Source organism: Myxococcus sp. MISCRS1 (assembly GCF_026626605.1).
Classification (GTDB): Bacteria; Myxococcota; Myxococcia; order Myxococcales; family Myxococcaceae; genus Myxococcus; species Myxococcus fulvus.
In genome coordinates this window covers 10,683,975-10,703,048 of sequence record NZ_JAPNKB010000001.1, presented here as the reverse complement: position 1 = coordinate 10,703,048, position 19,074 = coordinate 10,683,975, and the positions used below count along the sequence as shown (strand labels likewise).

Here is a 19,074-nt window from a genome sequence, read left to right as displayed (position 1 = left end):
ACGTCGGGTTCAAGTCAGTGGGGCCACCTTGACGGCCCGGAGGTGACCGGCGCAAATCGGGCCATGGACACCTCCGTGAACTCATCCTCCGGGCGCCGCGTGGCCGGCCCCCGGGGACTGCCCGTCCTGGGGAGCTTCTTCCCCATGCTCAACGAGCCCCTGGCGCTCGCGAACAAGCTCCATGCCGAGTACGGCGACGTGTCCCTCGTCCGGGTCTACGGCACCCCCATCGCGTTCCTGCGAAACCCCGTGGACGTCAAGCGGGTGCTCATCGACGAGCCGCAGCTGTTCCCCAAGCCGCGCATCGAGAACCCCTTCAACGGCAATGGGTTGACGGTGAGCCGGGGGGACCACTGGAAGCGCCAGCGGCACATGGTCCAGCCGCTGTTCAGCAAGGAGAAGGTGCGCCTGTGGTCCGGGCTTTTCTCGGACGAGCTGCACAAGGGGGTGGAGCGGTGGATGGCGCTGGGGGCGAAGGGGGAGTCCTTCGACATGTACACGGAGGCCGCGCGCCTGATGTTCGGGGTGATGTGGCGCACGTGCTTCGACGAGAACCCCCGCGAGGAGCACTTCGCGCGCATCATGGACGCCATCGACGTGTTCGGCCGGCGCCACACGCCGTGGGGCGTGCTGTTCTACAAGCTCCTGCCCCGCTTCGACCCCAAGGCCCCTCGCATGGGCATGGCGCTGTGGCTCATCAACGGGTGGATCTACGGCCGGCTGAGCAAGCGCCGGGAGCGCGGCACCCGCGACGGCGACATCACGCTGCTGTCCATGCTGGTGGAGTCGCGCGCGCGGGAGACGGGCGAGTCGATGAACGACAAGGAGGTGCGCGACGAGATCGTGAACCTCTTCGGCGCGAGCTTCGAGATGATCGCCACGTCGCTCACGTGGGCCGTGCACGCGTGCACCCAGTACCCGGACGTGGTGCGCCGCATCCGCGAGGAGGTGCGGGAGGTGTGCGGCGACGAGGCGCCGAAGTACGAGGACGTGGCGAAGCTCCCGTACACCACGCGGGTGGTGCAGGAGATCAACCGGCTGAGCCCTCCGGCGTGGACCATCCTGCGCGAGACGGCGGAGGACGTGGAGGTGGGCGGCGTCATGCTCCCGAAGGGGACGCAGCTGCTCATGTGCCCGTACGCCATCCACCGGCACCCGGACCACTGGAAGGACGCGGAGACGTTCGACCCGGACCGCTTCCTGCCGGAGCGGCAGGTGGGGCAGCACAAGTGCGCTTACGTGCCCTTCGGAGCGGGTCAGCGCATCTGCGTGGGCCAGCACATGTCCCAGGTGGACACGGTGCAGACGCTGGCCTTGCTGCTGCAACGCTGCGACGTGGAGTACCTGGGTCGCACGCCGGTGGAGTGGCAGACGCGGCTGACCTTCGTGCCCAAGCGCGGCATGCCCGTGCGGGTGCGCGCGCGCCAGGGCTGAAGGGGCCGCTTCAGGAGGCCTGGGGGCCAGCGCTCGGCGCGGTGGCCGCGTCGGGGCCGGTCTCCTCGTAGTCGAGGTCGCGGTGGAAGGTCTCCTCGATGCGGGTGAGGGCGAGCAGGGCCAGGCCGAAGCAGATGCTGCCCACGGTGAGGGCGGCGGCGGGCACGCTGATGTGGCCCTTGAGGACGGCGAAACCGCTGGCGGCGATGGCGGCGGAGCCCCGGACGAAGTTGGGCACCGTCGTGGCCACCGTGCCGCGGATGTTGGTGCCGAACTGCTCGGCGGCCATGGTCACCAGCACCGCCCAGTAGCCCACCATGATGCCGATGAGGAAGCTCAAGATGTAGACCATGGTGCTGGTGAGTCCCGGCACCAGCCCGTAGACGAGCATCAGCAGGAAGCCTCCGACCAGGTTGAGCGCCACGGCGCGCTTGCGGCTCTTGAGCCACTGGCTGAAGAGGCCCGCGAGCAGGTCGCCAATCGTCAGGCCGATGGAGCCGTAGAGGATGGCGTTGCCGGCCGTCACGGTGCCCTGGACGTTGAGGCCCGCGGTGAGCTCCGGCGCGAAGGTGAAGAGGATGCCCGTGGTGAAGTAGATGGGCACGCCGATGAGGATGCAGCAGATGTACTTGAGGAAGCGGTTGCCCTGCAGCAGCAGCAGCGGATTGGCGCGCGACGGGTCCGTCTTCTTGGTGAACAGCTCCGACTCGGAGACCTTGAAGCGGGCGAACAGCAGCGCGATGCCCATGATGCCGCCGGTGAAGTAGGCCACCTTCCAGTTGAGGTGCTGCCCCACGAAGGCCGCGGCGACGATGCCGAGCATGCCGAGCGTCGCGACGATGGTGGTGCCCAGGCCGCGCTTCTCCTTGGGGAGCGACTCGGCGACCAGGGTGATGGCCGCGCCCAGCTCACCCGCGAGCCCCACGCCGCCCAGGAAGCGGAACACCGCGTAGCTCGTCACGTCCCAGGCGAAGGCGTTGGCCAGGTTGGCGAACGAGTACAGCAGGATGGAGCCGAACATGACGGAGAGCCGTCCGCGCTTGTCGGCGAGCACGCCCCACAGCAGGCCGCCCACCATCATCCCCACCATCTGGCAGTTGTAGATGAGGATGCCCTTCGACAGCACCTCCTCCGGGCTGGTGATGCCGATGTCGCGGAGCGAGGCGGCGCGCACCACGCCGAACAACGTGATGTCGAAGAGGTCGACGAAGTAGCCGAGCCCCGCCACCAGCACCGTCAGGTTCAGGACCGAGCGCAGCTCACGCAGGAATTTCATGAGCACCATTCAATGGGTTGGGTCGCCCTGCGGCAAGGCCGATTCTTTCGACGCAGCGCGTGGAAAAGAGGCCCGCTTGCAAGGGGCTGGAAAATATGAACTTTGATTCAGGTCTCATCCCCGGCGGGGGCGGTTTCGTCCCGCCCGGGGGCGGTTTCGTCACTCTCCTCCCGGCCGTTTCCCGGGGGGCCGGTATCTCCGTGGCCCCCCGGAGCCCCATCAACGGGGCCCGTGGCGGGTCGAAGGAGAGACACCATGAGAGGCGTGAACGCGGTAGCGGGGTGGGCGTTGTTCGGCGCGCTGGCGCTGGGGGGCTGCCAGGGTGGGGAGCCACCTGCCGACGGGCCCCAGGAGGAGCTGACGAGCTCGGCGCAGGCCCTCGACAACTGCGTCAACATCCTGCCGGTGATGACGAGCGCCACCAGCCCCTCGGGCATCGTCACCAGCTCCGGCGGGTGGACGTCGAACCCCACGATCTACGAGGCGTGGAAGGCGTTCGACAACACGAGCGCCTTCTGGCTGTCCACCAAGAGCGTCGCACCCGCGTGGCTGGCCTATGAGTTCCCGGGGCTGCCGCGCATCGTTCGGCGCTACGCGCTCAGCTACAACAACGGCGGCATCACCTCGCGGGCGCCACGCAACTGGACGTTCGAGGGCTGGAACGGCAGCGCGTGGGTGGTGGTGGACACGCGCTCGGCGCAGACGGGGTGGGCGGGCGTCGAGCGGCGCCAGTTCGACGTGGCCTCCCCGGGTGCTTACAAGAAGTACCGGCTGAACGTGACGGACGACAACGACGCCCGCGCGGGCATCGAGACCATTTCGCTCAACCTGATGGAGATGTACGAGTGCCGGGCCTTCCCGTCGGTGGATGACCTGTGGACGAACACCTCCGGTGCCACGGGCGGCTTCACCCGGATCCACGACATGGCGGGCGACCCGGCGGCGCGGACCTACGTCACGGGCATGACCAACGTGGGGCTGCATGGCTCACCGCTGGTGGGCGGCATGGACGCGTTCCTCACCGCGAGGGACTGGAATGGGAACGTCAGCTTCCACAGGCAGCTGGGCGTGCCGAACGGCATCGTCGTGGGCGAGAGCGTGGCGCGCAATCGGTGGTTCGAGGAGATCTACGTCGCCGGGTACACGAGCGGCTCGCTGCAGGGGGCGCCGTTGATCGGGACCAAGGATGCGTTCCTGCTGCGCTACCGCTACACGGGGGTGCACGGCTGGACGCGGCAGGTGGGTGCCCCCGGAGCTGGGACGGAGGGGCTCGGCGTGGCCCTCGACCACGTCGACAACGCGTTCCTGGTGGGGCAGACGGACGGGGCGCTGCCGGGCAATACGAAGACGGGCATCGCGGATGGGTTCGTCAGCAAGTTCAACGCGGCGGGCACGCTGCTGTGGACGCGGCAGTTCGGCGTCGCGGGGCAGCGCACGCGGGCCAATCGGGCCGCCGCGGATGACTCGGGCAACGTCTACGTCGCGGGCATCACGGCGGGCAACCTGGACGGCCAGGTGCTGACCGGTCCGGAGGATGCGTTCATCATCAAGTACGACGCGGATGGCGTGAAGCAGTGGACGCGGCTGTTGGGGGCGCCGGGCACGAACGCGAGCCTCCGGGACGCGGCGGTGGACACGAACGGCCAGCTCTACGTGACGGGGTACAGCGGCGGCGGCATGGATGGGCTGCCGGTGGGCACGCCCCAGGTCGCGACCTTCGTCGCGCGCTACAGCCCGGCGGGCACGCGGCAGTGGGTGAAGGAACTGGACTCCGGCGCGGGCAACTTCGCCTGGAGCCTCTTCAGCAACCCGTTCGACAACTTCCTCTATGTGGCGGGGACGGGCCACGGGGACGTGAGCTCGCCCACGGACACGACGGGAGGCGCGGGACATCCGTTCGTCTTCAAGATGGACACCGCGGGTGCCATCCAGTGGATCCGGCAGACGGCGCCGGCGGTGCTCGGCGGCGTGGAGAAGCCGGTGTACCCGATGGGCATCGTCCTGGATGAGGACGACAACCTGTACCTGGGTGGCTACCTGGAGGGGAACTACGAGGGCAACACGCTCCTGGGCAATCCGGACGGGTTCGTGACGAAGCTGCCCGCGATCGTGCCTTGAGGCTCACTCCTCTTCGTGGGCACCGATGTTGAGCACCACGGCGCGGGCGCGGCTGATGCGCTCGCCGTCGGGGTCCTCCTGGCGGAAGGCAACGAGACGCTCACGGGCCTCGGCGTAGCGGCGCAGGCCGACGAGGGAGGTCAGCTCCGCCTCCCTCGCGTAGCGCAGGTCGTTCTTTTCCGCGGGGGTCGTCGCGCGGGCGCTCCAGGTCTCGTAGTACGCGCGGCATGGCGCCAGGACATGGACGCGGAAGCGCGGGTGGTTGTTGTGCGCCAGGCACCGGCGGAGCGCGAGCTTGCGGTGCTCCTCCTGCGTGGGCTGGCCCTTCTTCTCGAGCGCCGTGATACGCAGGGCCACGGCCTGTTCCTCCGTGGCGAGGTCGGCGCGCATCTTCTCGAAGGCCCATTGACTGTGTGCCACGTTGCTCGCGGTGGTGCGCAGCATCAGGTCCACATAGGCCGCCATGAGGCTGAGCGGCCAGCGGCGCAGGAAGTCCTCGCCCGCGGCACGTTGGGCCTCCCAGTCGTCGAGGTAACCGAAAGCCTGGAAGCGGTAGAGCGAGGCCTCCTCGGACGGATGGCGACCGAGATGCGCGGACAGGTCGAGCGCGAGGATGCGCTCGGAATCACGGATGAGCGTGCGCCAGCGTCCGCGCGCGCGGGACAGGTTGAGGAGCTGGAGGGCCGCGGCCGAGCGCTCGTCCGCGGGGCTCTTCGGGTCCTCCATGACGCCACGCAGGCGAGCCTCTTCGTCCTTCACCTCGGGCTCTGCCTCGCGCGCGAGATCGGCCAGGCGCTGGTCCATCCGGGACAGCTCCTCCTGGGCGTAGGCGAAGTCCGGCGAGCCGGACAGCGTCGCGCGCAAGAGCCAGGCGCGCTCCTCGGGCGAGGTGGTGGCCATGGCGCGGCCGTAGGTCTCGAGCGCGAGCACGGCCGCCTTGCCCGAGGGGCGTCCCGCGCGTGGCTTCACGGGCTCACGGAGCAGCCGGCCACAGACTTGGTCCTGGAGGGCGAAGATGCGCTCCAGGGAGCCGGTGACCTTGGCGGTGTCCAGGACGACGCCCGTCTCCACGTCGATGAAGCGCGCGTTGATGCGGACCTGATTCTCCGCGCGTTGGATGCTGCCGAGGACCAGGGTCCGGGCGCCGACGAGCCGGCCCACGCGGACGGCCGAGGACTCGGTGAGCTGTTGTCGGTCCTTCGCGCTCAGCTCGGCGAGCGCCGCTTCGAGCTGCTCGCGCTCGACGACCTGGACGCGTCCGCTGGCGCGCAGGTCGGAGATCAACGTCTCCGTCATGCCGCGCGCGAGCCAGTCCATGGACGTGTCGCCGTTGAGGTTGCGGAACGGCATCACCGCGGCGGGACCCGGTGGGGGCTTGGACGGGGTGGCCGCGAACGCGGTCTGGGCGCAGAGGAGGAGGAGCAGGAGTGCGCGAGCGGGGCTCATGGGCGCAGCCTCGCGGACAGGGCCGGGAGCAGGGCGCGCACCCGCGTGGTGAGGGCGTCCTGCACCGTGAAGGGCTGCTGGGCGGGGCCCTCGACGCGCGCGGTGTCGAGCACTTCGCCGGTCTCCACGTGGACGAACCGGGCGGCGACACGGAGCAGGGGGCCGGAGCGCTGGATGCTGCCGAGCACGACGACCTCGGCGCCGATGAGGCGGCCCAACCGCGCACGTGTCTCCGGGTCGACGCGGTCCGACTGGTGGAAGTCCTGTTCCTTCATCGGGAGGTCGAGTTGCTCGCGCTCGACGATGCGAAGCCCGGGATGCGCGCCGATGTCCGTGATGACGGCCTCGGCGAGGGCGAGCTCGAGTGAGGTGTCCTCGTTGACGTCACGGAACTTCAGGACGCAGATGCTCACCGGGCCCGTGCGTGCGACGGGGCTCGTCACGGAAGGCGATGGCTTGCTCGCTGTGGCCGGGGGCCGCGGGCGGAGCAGGTAGGCCGTGGCTCCCGGAAGGGCGAGCCCCACGGCGATGAGCAGGGCGGTCCCCGTGCTCCGCGCGAGCCCACCGCGGGGCGCGGGCGCTTCCGTCACAGGCAGCGTGCGCGCTCGTCCGGAAGCGGTTCCAGGAACGTGGGAGCGGGAGTCATCGGGCGCGGAGCCCGGGGGAGTCGTGTTCACGGAGTCGGAGGAGCATAGCCGAACGCCCCGTCACCCACGCGAGGCCCGCATGCGGACCAGGACAGGCCTCGCGTGTTCAGCGGCTACTCGAAGTCGGCCTGCTCGTAGAACAGCACCGTCCCCGAATGGGCGAAGAGGATGACGTAGGCCTGGTAGTACCGGGGGAGCCGATAGTGCTGGTAGGCGGCGACGAAGACCTCCTCCTCACCGTCCCACCAGTTGTTCAGGTAGGCGTCCGCCAGCGGCTGGAAGGGGTAGTAGAGCCGGGTCGCGAACTGCTCGTAGGTGATCGTACCGGCGCTGACGAGGTTGGGATTGAAGCCCGGCATCGCCTGGATGGCGCGCGCGGCCATCTCCACCGTGGGCGCGTCCTCGAACTCCCAGCCGAAGGTGAAGACTCGCGTCCATCCCTGGCACTGGCCGAGACAGCGGTTGTAGCCCTGCATCTCCAGGTCCTGGATGTCCCCAGGCGTGAACTGCTCGTCCAGCTCCAGCGCGTAGCCCGGGGGCGCCGTCTGGGCATTCGCGGCGAGCGGGGACACCATCAGGAACAGCGCCATACAGGTGAGCGACAGGCTGCGATGCATGCGTTCTCCTTGGACTGTGCCGCGACGAGAACTGGTCTCTCCCAGCGTAGCCTAAATTTAGTCAGTGGGCTTCAGGGCTTAGGCATGCTTATTGCACTCAGGGAGCTAGGAGGAAGTTTTGCTCGCAGGGTGTGTATCCAAGATTTTTCTAATCAAGTCAGAGATTTCTCGGAGCTGTTCGGGATGGTTTTCAATGAGCCAGTCCGTCAGTGCAATGGAATGCTGAATCTTGTTGTAGCGCAGCTTGTCTTCGGAGAAGGCATAGAATAGATCTTGAAGTAATAGCGGAGCGTCGACGTCGGCAACAGGGTCTTTGTTGGCAGAGTGCTGGTAGTATTTTTTGTCAGCGACGTGGGCGTCAAGAAACTCCTGTATCTTCCCTGGCTCCAGTTGACTAATTTCAAGCGAGGCTTCAGAGGTCAGAATGGCTGCTATGGCCCCAGCGTGAAGCAGGTAGTTCTCGTAGGTTCGTCGCGACAGGAAGAAAATTCGATCCTTACCGAGTTTCATGAGTCCTGTTCTATCTTGCTCAGAGCGAAGCTCCCTGTCAAAAACAAAGGCGATGGCGGGTGGAAGCAGTGCATTTCCTTGACCGGTCAATCTGCTGTAGATCCTAAAGGCATTAGAGGCATTTGTCTTGCTGTCAAAGTCACCTGTTTGCAGGACGCCAAGAACGCTGACTCCTGAGATGGGGCGACGTAATATTCCTCTGATGATTTTTGGAAAGCACGCTTGTTCCGTGGGGCCTTCAACCCAAAGGACGTTGTCTGCGCCAAAGACGTCAGACAGCCTGCTCCCGGTCTCCAGAAGCAAGGACTGAAGGTCTCCGACTTTCGCGGGGTCGATGGCAACCACATCTGAGATGCCGTCGGTATTCTTGATAATGTGGATGGTTGTCGGTTCGCTGGCGGATATCGTTTCAGGGGAATGGGTTGAGATTATGTATTGATGCTGTGGGTGCTCGCGAAGTATTTCCAGGAGTGTCCGAGAGGCACCTGGATGAAGGAAGCTGTTTGGTTCGTCAATGATTATTGTCCTTGGGCTTTGGGACGAAATAATCACATAGAGAATGGCTAGTGCCTGGCCGATTCCGGTGCCACTCTCCGTTAGCGGAATCGCGAGGTCCGAGCGTTCGGTGGCAGGCTCAATTGGCCAAATAACAATCTCGAGTTGGTTGTTCGCGACTGGTCGAGATCTGACGGCCCTGACTTGGGGGAAGATTCGTTGAATGAGCTTATTGTAGCGCTCGAATCGCGACGGATTCTCACTCTGGAGAACATGGAGAACTTCAGGGAGATTACTTGCGTCGGGACTGAGATCGATACTGGTTCCAAAACCGTAACATCCGATGTTTAGGCGTTCTGCCTTGAACGCATATGTGTTCTTCGTAAATTCTTGAATCAGCGTTGCCCCCAGATTGTTGACGGGCGTCGCCGTCGATCCTAATAGCGCCACCTCCCCCGTAGTCTTGTCGCAGTGCAGTGTGATATAGCCCTGACTGGTGGCCATTGGTCTCTGAATGTTCTGTCCTGACATTTCTGAGGTTTTTTTGTGTTTAAATTCGGCCTGGATTTCCCAGTAACCTCGTTCTAGAGCCGTGTGCCATAGAGTTGCAGGATTGAGCGCGACTCCTTCAGTCTGTTGTTGAATGGGGAGCTGAAATTGCTCGCCCGTGCGAGATGCCTTGATGACTCTTTCAATGTCGCCAATGCTGAGAGCAATTGTTGCGAGAAAGGCCGAATTGGGCCGATTAGTGCCCGTGCGAATGCTACGATGCGGCTTGTTCCTAGGAACAAGGCTTGCCGCTTCGAGAAGGGCTGTTTTCCCAGAATTGTTTCGGCCTGTGATGATATTTACCCCTGGCATGAAGGTGATGCTTGCCTGCATAAAGCTCTTGTAGTTCTGAATAGTGAGTTGCTTGATGTGCATGTTTTTGTTGTGTTGTGTTGTGGTGTGGTGTGGTTGGAGGACTCCGGGCAGGGCGTATTCCTGTGCTGGCGTGATTTCGATCATGTCATCCTACTCGGCGTCCCCGCTGGGCGTCTTCAGGAGACGAAGGACGTGGAGAGATCAATGCACTCCGGCTTTGGATTGACGCAGCTGGGGCTTGGCCGTGTTGATCATTACTGGTTTTTGGGGGTGGGGGTCGGATTGAGCGCTGCCCTGCCGCAAGCGCTGACCGCTCAGGTTCGTGACCAGCAAGGCTTCGTCTCCGCGCTGGTGCTGGCCCTGATTCCCTACAGTGTCTGGGCCCTGCTCGCGCCACTCCTGCTGGCGACGTTCCGGCGGGTGTCACGGGAGGCGCCGCTCGAAGCTCGGACCGGGATATGGCTCATCGCGCTGGGGGGCGGCTTCGTCCTGGCCCATTCGGCGCTCCTCGCGTTGGGGCTCTCGATGCTGGAGTCCTGGTCGGCTCGCGGGCTCGCGTTCACCGACGGGTTCCGGAGGCTCCTGCTGGAGCGAGGCGTGCTCGGGTCCTTCGAGTACCTGCTGTTCCTCGCGGCCTGGGCGGCGCTGGGCGCGTTCCGTCGAGCCCGTGAGCGGGAACTGGGGGAGTCGCGGCTCGCCGCACGCCTGGCGGAGGCGCGGCTGGACGCGCTCCGGGCACAGCTCGACCCGCACTTTCTCTTCAACACGTTGAACGCCGTGGTCTCTCTCGTTCGACAGACGCGGAACGCGGAGGCCGAGGACGCGCTCGTGGAGCTGGGTTCGCTGCTGCGAGCCAGCCTGGACGGACGCAACGAGCAGGGCATTGCCCTGGCCGAGGAGCTGGACCTGGTCCGCCGCTACCTCGGCATCGAGCAGCTCCGCTTCGGCAGTCGCCTGCGCTTCCACCTGGAAGCAGAGCCGGAGACGCTGGGGGCACGCGTGCCCATGCTCGTCCTGCAACCCCTGGTCGAGAACGCCATCAAGCACGGCACCTCACGCCGCGCGGCCCGAGGGAACATCTGGGTCCGCACCCTGCGACAGGGCGAGCGGCTGGTGCTCGAGGTCCGTGACGACGGCCCCGGGCTCCGTCCAGCGAGCACCCCCGGAACAGGAATCGGCGTGGCGAATACCCGCGAGCGCATCCAGCAACTCCATGGCGAAGGCTATGGTGTGACCCTCGAGGACGCACCGGGCGGTGGCGCCCTGGCCCGCGTGGAGCTTCCGTTCCAGGTGTCCACGGTCGAGCCGTCACCGCAGGGGAGGGCAGCGAATGGGTGAGGGGAGCGAGGCAGGCTGGCGGGTGCTGGTGGTGGACGACGAGCCGCTGGCCCGTGACAACGTGCGCCACCTCTTGTCCCGTGCCCCCGACGTCACGGCGCTCTGGGAATGCGAGAGCGGAGGCGACGCGGTGGACGCCATCCTCCGAGAGAGGCCGGACCTGGTGTTCCTCGACGTCCAGATGCCCGAGGTCGACGGCTTCGACGTCCTGCGCGAAGTCGGGCCCGAACTGATGCCGCCGGTCATCTTCGTCACCGCCTTCGACCAGCACGCCGTGCGCGCCTTCGAGGCGAACGCCCTCGACTACCTCCTCAAGCCCTTCAGCGCGGCCCGCTTCCAGGAGGCGCTCTCGCGCGCCCGCAAGCAGCGTGAGCAGGGACGGGAGCGGGCGCTCCTGGAGCGACTGTCGTCACTGCTCGCGGGCTACACGCCGGCCAACGCGCCGCCCGCGGACACCGGACAGTACCTGGAGCGCATCGCAGTGAAGACGGACGGCAAGGTGGTCGTCGTGCCCGTCGCCGAGCTGGACTGGTGCGAGGCGGAGGGCAACTACGTCGTACTGCACTCCGGCGCGAAGAGCCCCATGCTGCGCGAGACGCTCAACCGGGTCGAGCAGTGGCTGGACCCGAAGTGCTTCGTGCGCGTCCACCGGTCCACGTTGGTGAACGTCAGTCGCATCCAGGAGCTGGAGCCCGACGTGGACAAGGGCTGGGTCGTCATCCTGCGCGACGGCACCCGGCTGCGCCTGAGCCCAGGACGCAAGGCCGCGGTGGAGGCCGTGCTGCGCCAGTCGTTCTGAGACCTCACTCGCCCGCGCGTTGGAGCCGCTGGCGGTACTCGCTCGGCGACTCTCCGGTCCACTGCTTGAACGCTCGCGAGAAGATCTTCTCGTCCGCGTACCCCACGTCCAGCGCCACGTGTTTGATGGGCACCGAGGAGCGCCCGAGCAGCTCCAGCGCGTGGCGTCGCCGCACGTCGTCCTTGAGGTTCTGCAGTGACGTCCCCTCGAGCGCCAGCTGTCGATGCAGCGAGCGCACCGACACGTGCAGCGCGGACGCCACGTGCTGCGCGGTGGTCCCCGAGGCGCGAGGGTCGCTCAGCTGTGAGCGCACCCGCTCGACCAGCCGCCGGTCCCTCCGGTACTGCCGCACCGTCAGCGGCAGCGCCCGCTTGAGCATCGCCCGCAGGGCCTGCTCGTCACGCTTGGCCGCCAGCTCCAGGTAGCCCACGTCGAAGCTCATGCTGGCGCGGGTGGCCGAAAAGCGCACCGGCCCCGGGAACAGGAGCGGGTACACGGACTGGTGCGCCGGCGTCGCGAAGGGGAACGTCACCTCGCGCAGGGGCAGCTGTGAGTTGACCAGCCAACAGGCGTACCCATGCACGTAGCGCAGGCTGCTGAGCAGACAGAACTCGCGCATCGCGCCCAGCTCGTGCCGCTCCTCGATGGCGAGGCGCGCCGTCGTGCCCTCCACCTCGAGTGAGAGCAGGATGTCCTCGGTCAGCAGCCGGTGGTGGCGACACCAGCGCTGCAGCGCGATGCCCAGCGTCGGCGAGCTGAGCGAGGCCCGGCAGAGCATCCCGTACGTCCCCCAGGGGAGCCGGCGGGTGAACCACCCCAGGGCCTCGTCATCCAGCTCCTGCATCGCCGTGGCCGAGAGCGTCTCGAACTGCCCGGCGTTGATGCGCGCCGACACCCGGCCGAGCTGCGCGCGGGTGATCTCCGCCTTTCGCAGTGCGTCGTGCGGGTCCACACCGTACTTCTCGTACGCGAGCACGATGGCCCGGACGAACGCCATGGGCGTCTCCGCGCGCGGCAGGGGTTCGGGGGAGCGCTGGAGGCGTCGAGGCATCGGCGAGCAGCATGGCCGGGTTGGCACGATTTGCAACCACCCTGGCGCACGCGAGCCCTCCCTCGTACCTAATGTCCGCCAGCCACCTCGAGACGCTGGTTGGGAAACGACTTCATGGCTCACTTCGCAGAGCTGGGCTTCGCGCTCGGTGAATCCGTCGAGATGTTGCGCAACACCGTGCGCGCCTTCGCCGCCAAGGAGATTGCTCCCCGGGCGGCCGACATCGACCGGGAGAACCTGTTCCCGGAGGACCTCTGGACGAAGCTGGGCGCCCTGGGCGTCCTCGGCATGACGGTGAGCGAGGAGTATGGCGGAGCGGGCCTCGGCTACCTGGCCCACATCGTCGCCATGGAGGAGATCTCCCGCGCGTCCGCGTCCGTCGGCCTGTCCTACGGCGCGCACTCGAACCTGTGCGTGAACCAGGTCTACCGCAACGGCACCGACTCCCAGCGGCGCAAGTACCTGCCCGGGCTCCTCAGCGGCGAGCACGTGGGCGCCCTGGCGATGAGCGAGCCGGACGCGGGTTCGGACGTCGTCAGCATGAAGCTCAAGGCCGAGAAGCGCGGGGACAAGTACATCCTCAACGGCGCGAAGATGTGGATCACCAACGGCGCCAACGCGAAGGTGCTGGTGGTCTACGCGAAGACGGACGAGGCGCTGGGCCCCAAGGGCATCACCGCCTTCATCGTCGAGGGCGGCACCAAGGGGCTGAGCTTCGGCACCAAGCTGGACAAGCTGGGCATGCGCGGCTCCAACACGTACCCGGTCTTCTTCGAGGACTGCGAGGTGCCGGAGGAGAACGTGCTCGGCGGCGTGGGCGCGGGCGTGAAGGTGCTCATGTCCGGGCTCGACTACGAGCGCGCGGTGCTCGCCGGCGGGCCCCTGGGCATCATGGGCTCCTGCATCGACGTGGTGCTGCCGTACGTCCACGAGCGCAAGCAGTTCGGAGAGAGCATCGGCCAGTTCCAGCTCATCCAGGCGAAGCTCGCGGACATGTACACGTCGTGGTCGGCGTGCCGCGCGTACGTCTACGCAGTGGGCCAGGCCTGCGACAAGGCGGACCACGCCAGGACGCTGCGCAAGGACGCCGCGGGCGCCATCCTCTACTCCGCGGAGAAGGCGACGTGGATGGCGGGACAGGCCATCCAGATCCTCGGCGGCAATGGCTACGTCAACGAGTACCCCACGGCGCGCTTGTGGCGCGACGCCAAGCTCTATGAGATCGGCGCCGGGACGTCGGAGATCCGCCGCATGCTCATCGGGCGCGAGCTGTTCGCCGAGACCGCATAGGGAACACCACCATGGCCATCCTCAAATCAACCACGGATACCCGCTCCGCCGACTTCCGCGCGAACGCGGAGGCGATGCAGAAGCTGGTCGGAGACCTGCGCGAGAAGGTGGCGCTCACGGCCAAGGGCGGCGGCGAGAGCTCCCGCCAGCGCCATGTCTCCCGAGGCAAGCTGCTGCCCCGGGATCGCGTCGAGCGCCTGCTGGACCCCGGCTCGCCGTTCCTGGAGATCGGCCAGCTGGCGGCCTGGAACATGTACGGCGGTGAGTCCCCGTCCGCGGGGATGATCGCCGGCATCGGCCGCGTCCAGGGCCAGGAGTGCATGATCGTCGCCAACGACGCGACGGTGAAGGGTGGCACGTACTACCCGATGACGGTGAAGAAGCACCTGCGCGCGCAGGAGATCGCCCAGGAGAACCGCCTGCCGTGCGTGTACCTGGTGGACTCCGGCGGCGCGTACCTGCCGCGCCAGGACGACGTGTTCCCGGACCGGGAGCACTTCGGCCGCATCTTCTTCAACCAGGCTCAGATGAGCGCGGCGGGCATCCCGCAGATCGCCGTGGTGATGGGCTCGTGCACGGCGGGCGGCGCGTACGTGCCGGCGATGAGCGACGAGACCATCATCGTCAAGAACCAGGGCACCATCTTCCTGGGCGGCCCGCCGCTGGTGAAGGCGGCCACCGGCGAGGTCGTCACCAACGAGGACCTGGGCGGCGGTGACGTGCACACGCGCATCTCCGGCGTGGCGGACCACCTGGCGGAGAACGACGCGCACGCGCTGTTCCTCGCGCGGCGGATCGTGGCGAACCTGAACCGCACGCGGCCGCACACGGTGGCGCTGGAGCGCTCCGAGGAGCCGCTCTACGACCCGAGCGAGCTGGGCGGCATCATCCCGTTCGACGCGCGCAAGCGCTACGACGTGCGCGAGGTGATTGCCCGGCTGGTGGACGGCTCGCGGCTGGACGAGTTCAAGGCGCGCTACGGCACCACGCTGGTGACGGGCTTCGCGCACCTCTACGGCATCCCGGTCGGCATCATCGCCAACAACGGCATCCTGTTCGGCGAGTCGGCGCAGAAGGGCGCGCACTTCATCGAGCTGTGCTCGCAGCGCGGCATCCCCCTGGTGTTCCTGCAGAACATCACCGGCTTCATGGTGGGCCGGAAGGTGGAGAACGCGGGCATCGCGAAGGACGGCGCGAAGATGGTGACGGCCGTGGCCACCGCGCGGGTGCCCAAGGTGACGATGCTGATCGGCGGCAGCTTCGGGGCCGGCAACTACGGCATGTGCGGCCGGGCGTATTCGCCGCGCTTCCTGTGGATGTGGCCCAACGCGCGCATCAGCGTGATGGGCGGCGAGCAGGCGGCGTCGGTGCTGGCCACGGTGAAGCGGGACGGAATCGAGGGCCAGGGCGGCACGTGGGCGAAGGAGGCGGAGGAGGAGTTCAAGGCGCCCATCCGCGCGCAGTACGAGGAGCAGGGGCACCCGTATTACGCCACCGCGCGGCTGTGGGACGACGGGGTCATCGACCCCTCGCAGAGTCGTCGCGTGCTCGGCCTTTCACTCTCGACCGTGTTGAATGCTCCGATTCAGGAGACTCGATTCGGCGTCTTCCGGATGTAGGACTCGACCATGTTCGAAAGTCTGCTCATCGCGAATCGCGGCGAGATTGCCTGCCGCATCATCCGCACGGCGCGTCGGCTCGGTATCCGCACGGTGGCCGTCTATTCGGACGCCGACGCGGGCGCCCGTCACGTCCGCCTGGCGGACGAGGCCGTCCGGCTGGGGCCTCCCGCCGCGCGCGAGTCGTATCTGGTGGTGGAGAAGCTCATCGACGCGGCGAAGAAGACGGGCGCCCAGGCCATCCACCCGGGCTACGGCTTCCTCTCGGAGAACCCCGTGCTCGCCGAGGCCTGCGCGGCGGCGGGCATCGTCTTCGTGGGGCCGAACGCCGAGTCCATCCGGGCGATGGGCTCCAAGTCCGCGTCCAAGGCGTTGATGGAGAAGGCGAAGGTGCCGACGACGCCGGGCTACCACGGCGACGAGCAGGGCGTGGAGCGGCTCAAGGCGGAGGCCCAGCGCATCGGCTTCCCGGTGCTCATCAAGGCGAGCGCGGGTGGCGGCGGCAAGGGCATGCGCCGGGTGGACCGCGCGGAGGACCTGGAGGCGCAGCTGGCGTCGTGCCGGCGCGAGGCGCTGGGCGCGTTCGGCTCGGACCTGGTGCTCATCGAGAAGTACGTCGAGCGGCCGCGGCACATCGAGGTGCAGGTGTTCGGTGACACGCACGGCAACTACGTGCACCTGTTCGAGCGGGACTGCTCGGTGCAGCGGCGTCACCAGAAGGTGCTCGAGGAGGCGCCGGCGCCGGGGATGACGGAGGCTTTGCGCGCGAAGATGGGCGAGACGGCCATCCTCGCCGCCAAGGCGGTGAACTACGTGGGCGCCGGCACGGTGGAGTTCATCGCGGACCCCGCGGGGAACTTCTACTTCATGGAGATGAACACGCGTCTCCAGGTGGAGCACCCCGTCACCGAGGAGATCACCGGCCTGGACCTGGTGGAGTGGCAGCTGCGGGTGGCCTCCGGTGAGCGGCTGCCGAAGACGCAGGCGGAGCTGTCCATCCGGGGCCACGCGATGGAGGCGCGCATCTACGCGGAGAACCCGGACGCGGGCTTCATCCCGTCCGTGGGTCGGCTGGTGCACCTGGTGCCGCCGGAGACGTCGCGGCACGTGCGCGTGGACACGGGCGTGGAGCAGGGGGATGAGATCTCCACGCACTACGACCCGATGATCGCGAAGCTCATCGTCTGGGGCGAGGACCGGGAGGCGGCGCTGCGGCAGATGCGCGAGGCGCTGGAGCGCTACCAGGTCGTCGGCGTGGCGAACAACGTGGAGTTCCTGGGCCGCCTGGTGAGGACGGCGTCGTTCTCCCAGGCGAACCTGGACACGAGCCTCATCGAGCGTGAGCGCGAGGCGCTGCAGCCGCCCAAGGGGGAGATTCCCGACGACATCTGGCGGCTGGGCGCGGTGGCGGTGCTCTCGCGGGCGCGCGACGAGGCCGCGAAGGCGGAGCCGGGCTCGCCGTGGGCGCAGCTGGATGGCTTCCGGCTGGGCGCGGTGGCGCCGTTCCTGGTGACGCTGCGTCACGGGGACGTGGTGCGGGAGATTCGCGCGGAGGCCTCTGGCCCTGGCACGTATGTGATGCGGGTGTCCGCGCCGGGGGGGCAGGACAGCGCGGCGCGGGTGCCGGTGCGGTTCACGGTGGGCGAGCGGGACGCGGTGACGCTGGCGTCGCCCGAGGGGACGGTTCACGCGACGGTGGTCCCGGTGGGGGCGCGCTGGAGCGTGTTCGCGCGAGGCCGGCGGTGGGAGCTGGAGTCGTTCGATCCGCTCGACGTCGAGGCGACGGCCCCGGAGGCGGAGGGCGGGCTGCGCGCGCCGATGCCCGGCAAGGTCATCGCGCACCTGGCCGAGGTGGGGGCGAAGGTCTCCAAGGGCACGCCGCTGCTGGTGATGGAGGCGATGAAGATGGAGATCACCATCTCCGCCCCGCGCGACGGCGTGCTCGCGAGCTTCCGTCATCACCCCGGTGAGCAGGTGAGCGAGGGGACGGAGCTCGCGGTCATCGAGGACAAGGTGGCCTGAAGCGGGGTGGGGCAGCGTCGTGGGTTCCCCGACGCTGCCCTGGCTTCGTGACCGCGTGAGACTTCGCCGGCCTACGTTTCGCCCGTACACGTGGATACGGCGCCATGTGCCGCGGTCGAGAGGCTGATTCCGGCTGCCCCTGGGTCAGCGCAGACCATGATTCATGTGATCTGCCGAAAAACACCGGCTCCGCGGGGGATTCTGTCCACGAAAGCGTCCTAAAGGATTGAAGGGAGCGATGCCCTCCCATTCCTGCGGGATGACATGAACACACATGCAGTGCTGTGCCTCGACGTGGATGCGCCCATTGCCGAGGGAGACATCCTTCCGCTCCTTCCTCCAATACGGAGGGAGTTTCGACTCCTGCGGTTGAGCGACTTTGGCGGTCCCACTCCCAGGGGACTGCGTCCCAGCTCCAATTTCATGGAATGGGGGGGACTCGCGAACGCTGTCACCCGCCTGGCGGGCGAGGCGCGCACACTGCGCTCCACTTCCGCGGCGCTCGTGGAGTTCTTCATCGTGGGGCGCGCGCCGTTACCGCTGTTCACCTTGCTTGGCGCCGAGATGTCCGCGTGGGCGAAACCCCAGACGTTCCTCAACCAACGGAAGGACGGTACCTGGGACATCCTGAAGTTAGACGAGACGAAGCACGGGGAGACGAGATACTTCGACCACCTTTCCGGGTTGAACAATGAAATCTCCGAGGCCAACGGTCTCGTGGGGGTCTTCATCTCGACCCAGGCCGCGTTGCCACGCGACGCCGTGCGCACGTTCTTGACGAACCATGGAACCGGCATCGCCGGCATCGTCGAATGTAGAAACAGCGCGACCATCCCAGTGGATGCCTTCAATGCATCCGCAATCGCGGAGGAAATTGCGCGTGTTTTCGCCGAGACACGGCGTGTATATCCCAACCATTCGGGCTTGGCGTTATTCATCGCAGGCCCGGCCTCGCTCGCATTCATGGTCGGGCGGGCCTTCAACCCCAGGGCGATGGGAAGAGCGTGGGTGGCCAACTTCTCGCCTCCTGGGTACGAGTTGGCCTTCACATTGCCGTGGTTGCCGATCACGCGGATGGAGGTGCGCCAAGGTGAGGAGCATGATCAGGCTCGGCAAGAGATCCTGAGGACGTTATTGGAGGCAACGCAGCACCTGAAAGACACCCTTCAAGCGGACGATCTCCCGCCGATTCTCCGGCCACGAGAAAGAGACGGGTTCCTGAACCGACTCCGCAATCTGACCATCGTGAGGTCGCCAGAAGGCGATGAGACACGGCTGAGTGTTGGGCAGAGGCGCTTAACATTCGGGCGAGGACTGCTCGAAGGTCTGCGTCGCCTGGACAAATCTCGCTGGGCCCCCCTGGCGCAACAGTTCCTGTTGCATGAACTTTTCCACTTCGACCAGGAGCTGACCTCACAAAACTATCGCGGCGTTGGACGGGGCGGCTTCGCGTTGGAGGAGGTCGATTATTGGGCTGACACCCTGGCGGTTTGCACGATCGCGAACTGACGGATACGAGAGGAGGGCGCTCAGGTTGAATGCGATCCA

The 19,074-nt window shown here is 66.9% G+C and carries 14 protein-coding genes; 8 read left to right on the top strand and 6 right to left on the bottom strand.

What is annotated here, in order from left to right; all coding sequences use genetic code 11:
* Positions 1 to 75 precede the first annotated feature (75 nt).
* A complete protein-coding gene (locus OWM54_RS42530; RefSeq protein ID WP_194869111.1) occupies positions 76 to 1,434 on the top strand; it encodes a cytochrome P450 in 1,359 nt (452 codons plus the stop codon).
* A gap of 10 nt (positions 1,435 to 1,444) precedes the next feature.
* On the opposite strand, the gene OWM54_RS42525 is transcribed toward OWM54_RS42530, so the two are convergent.
* Positions 1,445 to 2,710, bottom strand: coding sequence for an MFS transporter (locus OWM54_RS42525; RefSeq protein WP_223748642.1), 1,266 nt, complete (start codon positions 2,708 to 2,710; stop codon positions 1,445 to 1,447).
* 255 nt (positions 2,711 to 2,965) lie between these two features.
* Here OWM54_RS42525 and OWM54_RS42520 point away from each other — a divergent pair, with 255 nt between their 5' ends.
* Positions 2,966 to 4,828 carry an SBBP repeat-containing protein gene (locus tag OWM54_RS42520; RefSeq protein WP_267701035.1) on the top strand — a complete coding sequence of 621 codons (1,863 nt, stop codon included), beginning with the start codon at positions 2,966 to 2,968 and terminating at the stop codon, positions 4,826 to 4,828.
* Between the two features lie 3 nt (positions 4,829 to 4,831).
* Here OWM54_RS42520 and OWM54_RS42515 read toward each other — a convergent pair whose 3' ends face one another.
* The 4 genes from OWM54_RS42515 to OWM54_RS42500 all read right to left on the bottom strand — a co-directional run bounded on the left by OWM54_RS42515 (position 4,832) and on the right by OWM54_RS42500 (position 9,551).
* Positions 4,832 to 6,274, bottom strand: coding sequence for a FlgO family outer membrane protein (locus tag OWM54_RS42515; RefSeq protein ID WP_267701034.1), 1,443 nt, complete (start codon positions 6,272 to 6,274; stop codon positions 4,832 to 4,834).
* A complete protein-coding gene (locus tag OWM54_RS42510) occupies positions 6,271 to 6,717 on the bottom strand; it encodes a CsgG/HfaB family protein (protein WP_267701033.1) in 447 nt (148 codons plus the stop codon). The genes OWM54_RS42515 and OWM54_RS42510 overlap by 4 nt, the downstream gene beginning before the upstream one ends.
* A 317-nt stretch (positions 6,718 to 7,034) precedes the next feature.
* Positions 7,035 to 7,538, bottom strand: a complete 504-nt coding sequence (locus OWM54_RS42505) for a hypothetical protein (protein WP_267701032.1) — start codon at positions 7,536 to 7,538, stop codon at positions 7,035 to 7,037.
* A 105-nt stretch (positions 7,539 to 7,643) separates the two neighbouring features.
* Positions 7,644 to 9,551, bottom strand: coding sequence for an ATP-dependent nuclease (locus OWM54_RS42500; protein ID WP_267701031.1), 1,908 nt, complete (start codon positions 9,549 to 9,551; stop codon positions 7,644 to 7,646).
* A gap of 138 nt (positions 9,552 to 9,689) precedes the next feature.
* On the opposite strand from OWM54_RS42500, the gene OWM54_RS42495 reads away from it, so the two are divergent.
* Together OWM54_RS42495 and OWM54_RS42490 are read left to right on the top strand one after the other, a co-directional pair.
* Positions 9,690 to 10,745, top strand: a complete 1,056-nt coding sequence (locus tag OWM54_RS42495) for a sensor histidine kinase (protein ID WP_267701030.1) — start codon at positions 9,690 to 9,692, stop codon at positions 10,743 to 10,745.
* Complete coding sequence (locus tag OWM54_RS42490) at positions 10,738 to 11,544, top strand: LytR/AlgR family response regulator transcription factor (RefSeq protein WP_267701029.1); 807 nt, start codon at positions 10,738 to 10,740, stop codon at positions 11,542 to 11,544. The genes OWM54_RS42495 and OWM54_RS42490 overlap by 8 nt, the downstream gene beginning before the upstream one ends.
* A 4-nt stretch (positions 11,545 to 11,548) precedes the next feature.
* Here the strand turns inward: OWM54_RS42490 and OWM54_RS42485 are convergent, their stop codons facing one another.
* The gene (locus OWM54_RS42485) at positions 11,549 to 12,541 is read right to left on the bottom strand and encodes an AraC family transcriptional regulator (RefSeq protein ID WP_223748634.1); all 993 of its coding nucleotides are present in this window, start codon (positions 12,539 to 12,541) and stop codon (positions 11,549 to 11,551) included.
* A gap of 168 nt (positions 12,542 to 12,709) precedes the next feature.
* Here OWM54_RS42485 and OWM54_RS42480 point away from each other — a divergent pair, with 168 nt between their 5' ends.
* From OWM54_RS42480 to OWM54_RS42465, 4 genes are all read left to right on the top strand, one after another.
* The gene (locus OWM54_RS42480; protein WP_267701028.1) at positions 12,710 to 13,885 is read left to right on the top strand and encodes an isovaleryl-CoA dehydrogenase; all 1,176 of its coding nucleotides are present in this window, start codon (positions 12,710 to 12,712) and stop codon (positions 13,883 to 13,885) included.
* An 11-nt stretch (positions 13,886 to 13,896) separates the two neighbouring features.
* A complete protein-coding gene (locus OWM54_RS42475) occupies positions 13,897 to 15,504 on the top strand; it encodes a carboxyl transferase domain-containing protein (RefSeq protein WP_223748632.1) in 1,608 nt (535 codons plus the stop codon).
* 9 nt (positions 15,505 to 15,513) lie between these two features.
* Complete coding sequence (locus tag OWM54_RS42470; protein ID WP_267701027.1) at positions 15,514 to 17,526, top strand: acetyl/propionyl/methylcrotonyl-CoA carboxylase subunit alpha; 2,013 nt, start codon at positions 15,514 to 15,516, stop codon at positions 17,524 to 17,526.
* A 504-nt stretch (positions 17,527 to 18,030) separates the two neighbouring features.
* On the top strand, positions 18,031 to 19,035 hold the full coding sequence (locus OWM54_RS42465; RefSeq protein ID WP_267701026.1) for an SAVED domain-containing protein: 1,005 nt from the start codon (positions 18,031 to 18,033) through the stop codon (positions 19,033 to 19,035).
* Positions 19,036 to 19,074 lie beyond the last annotated feature (39 nt).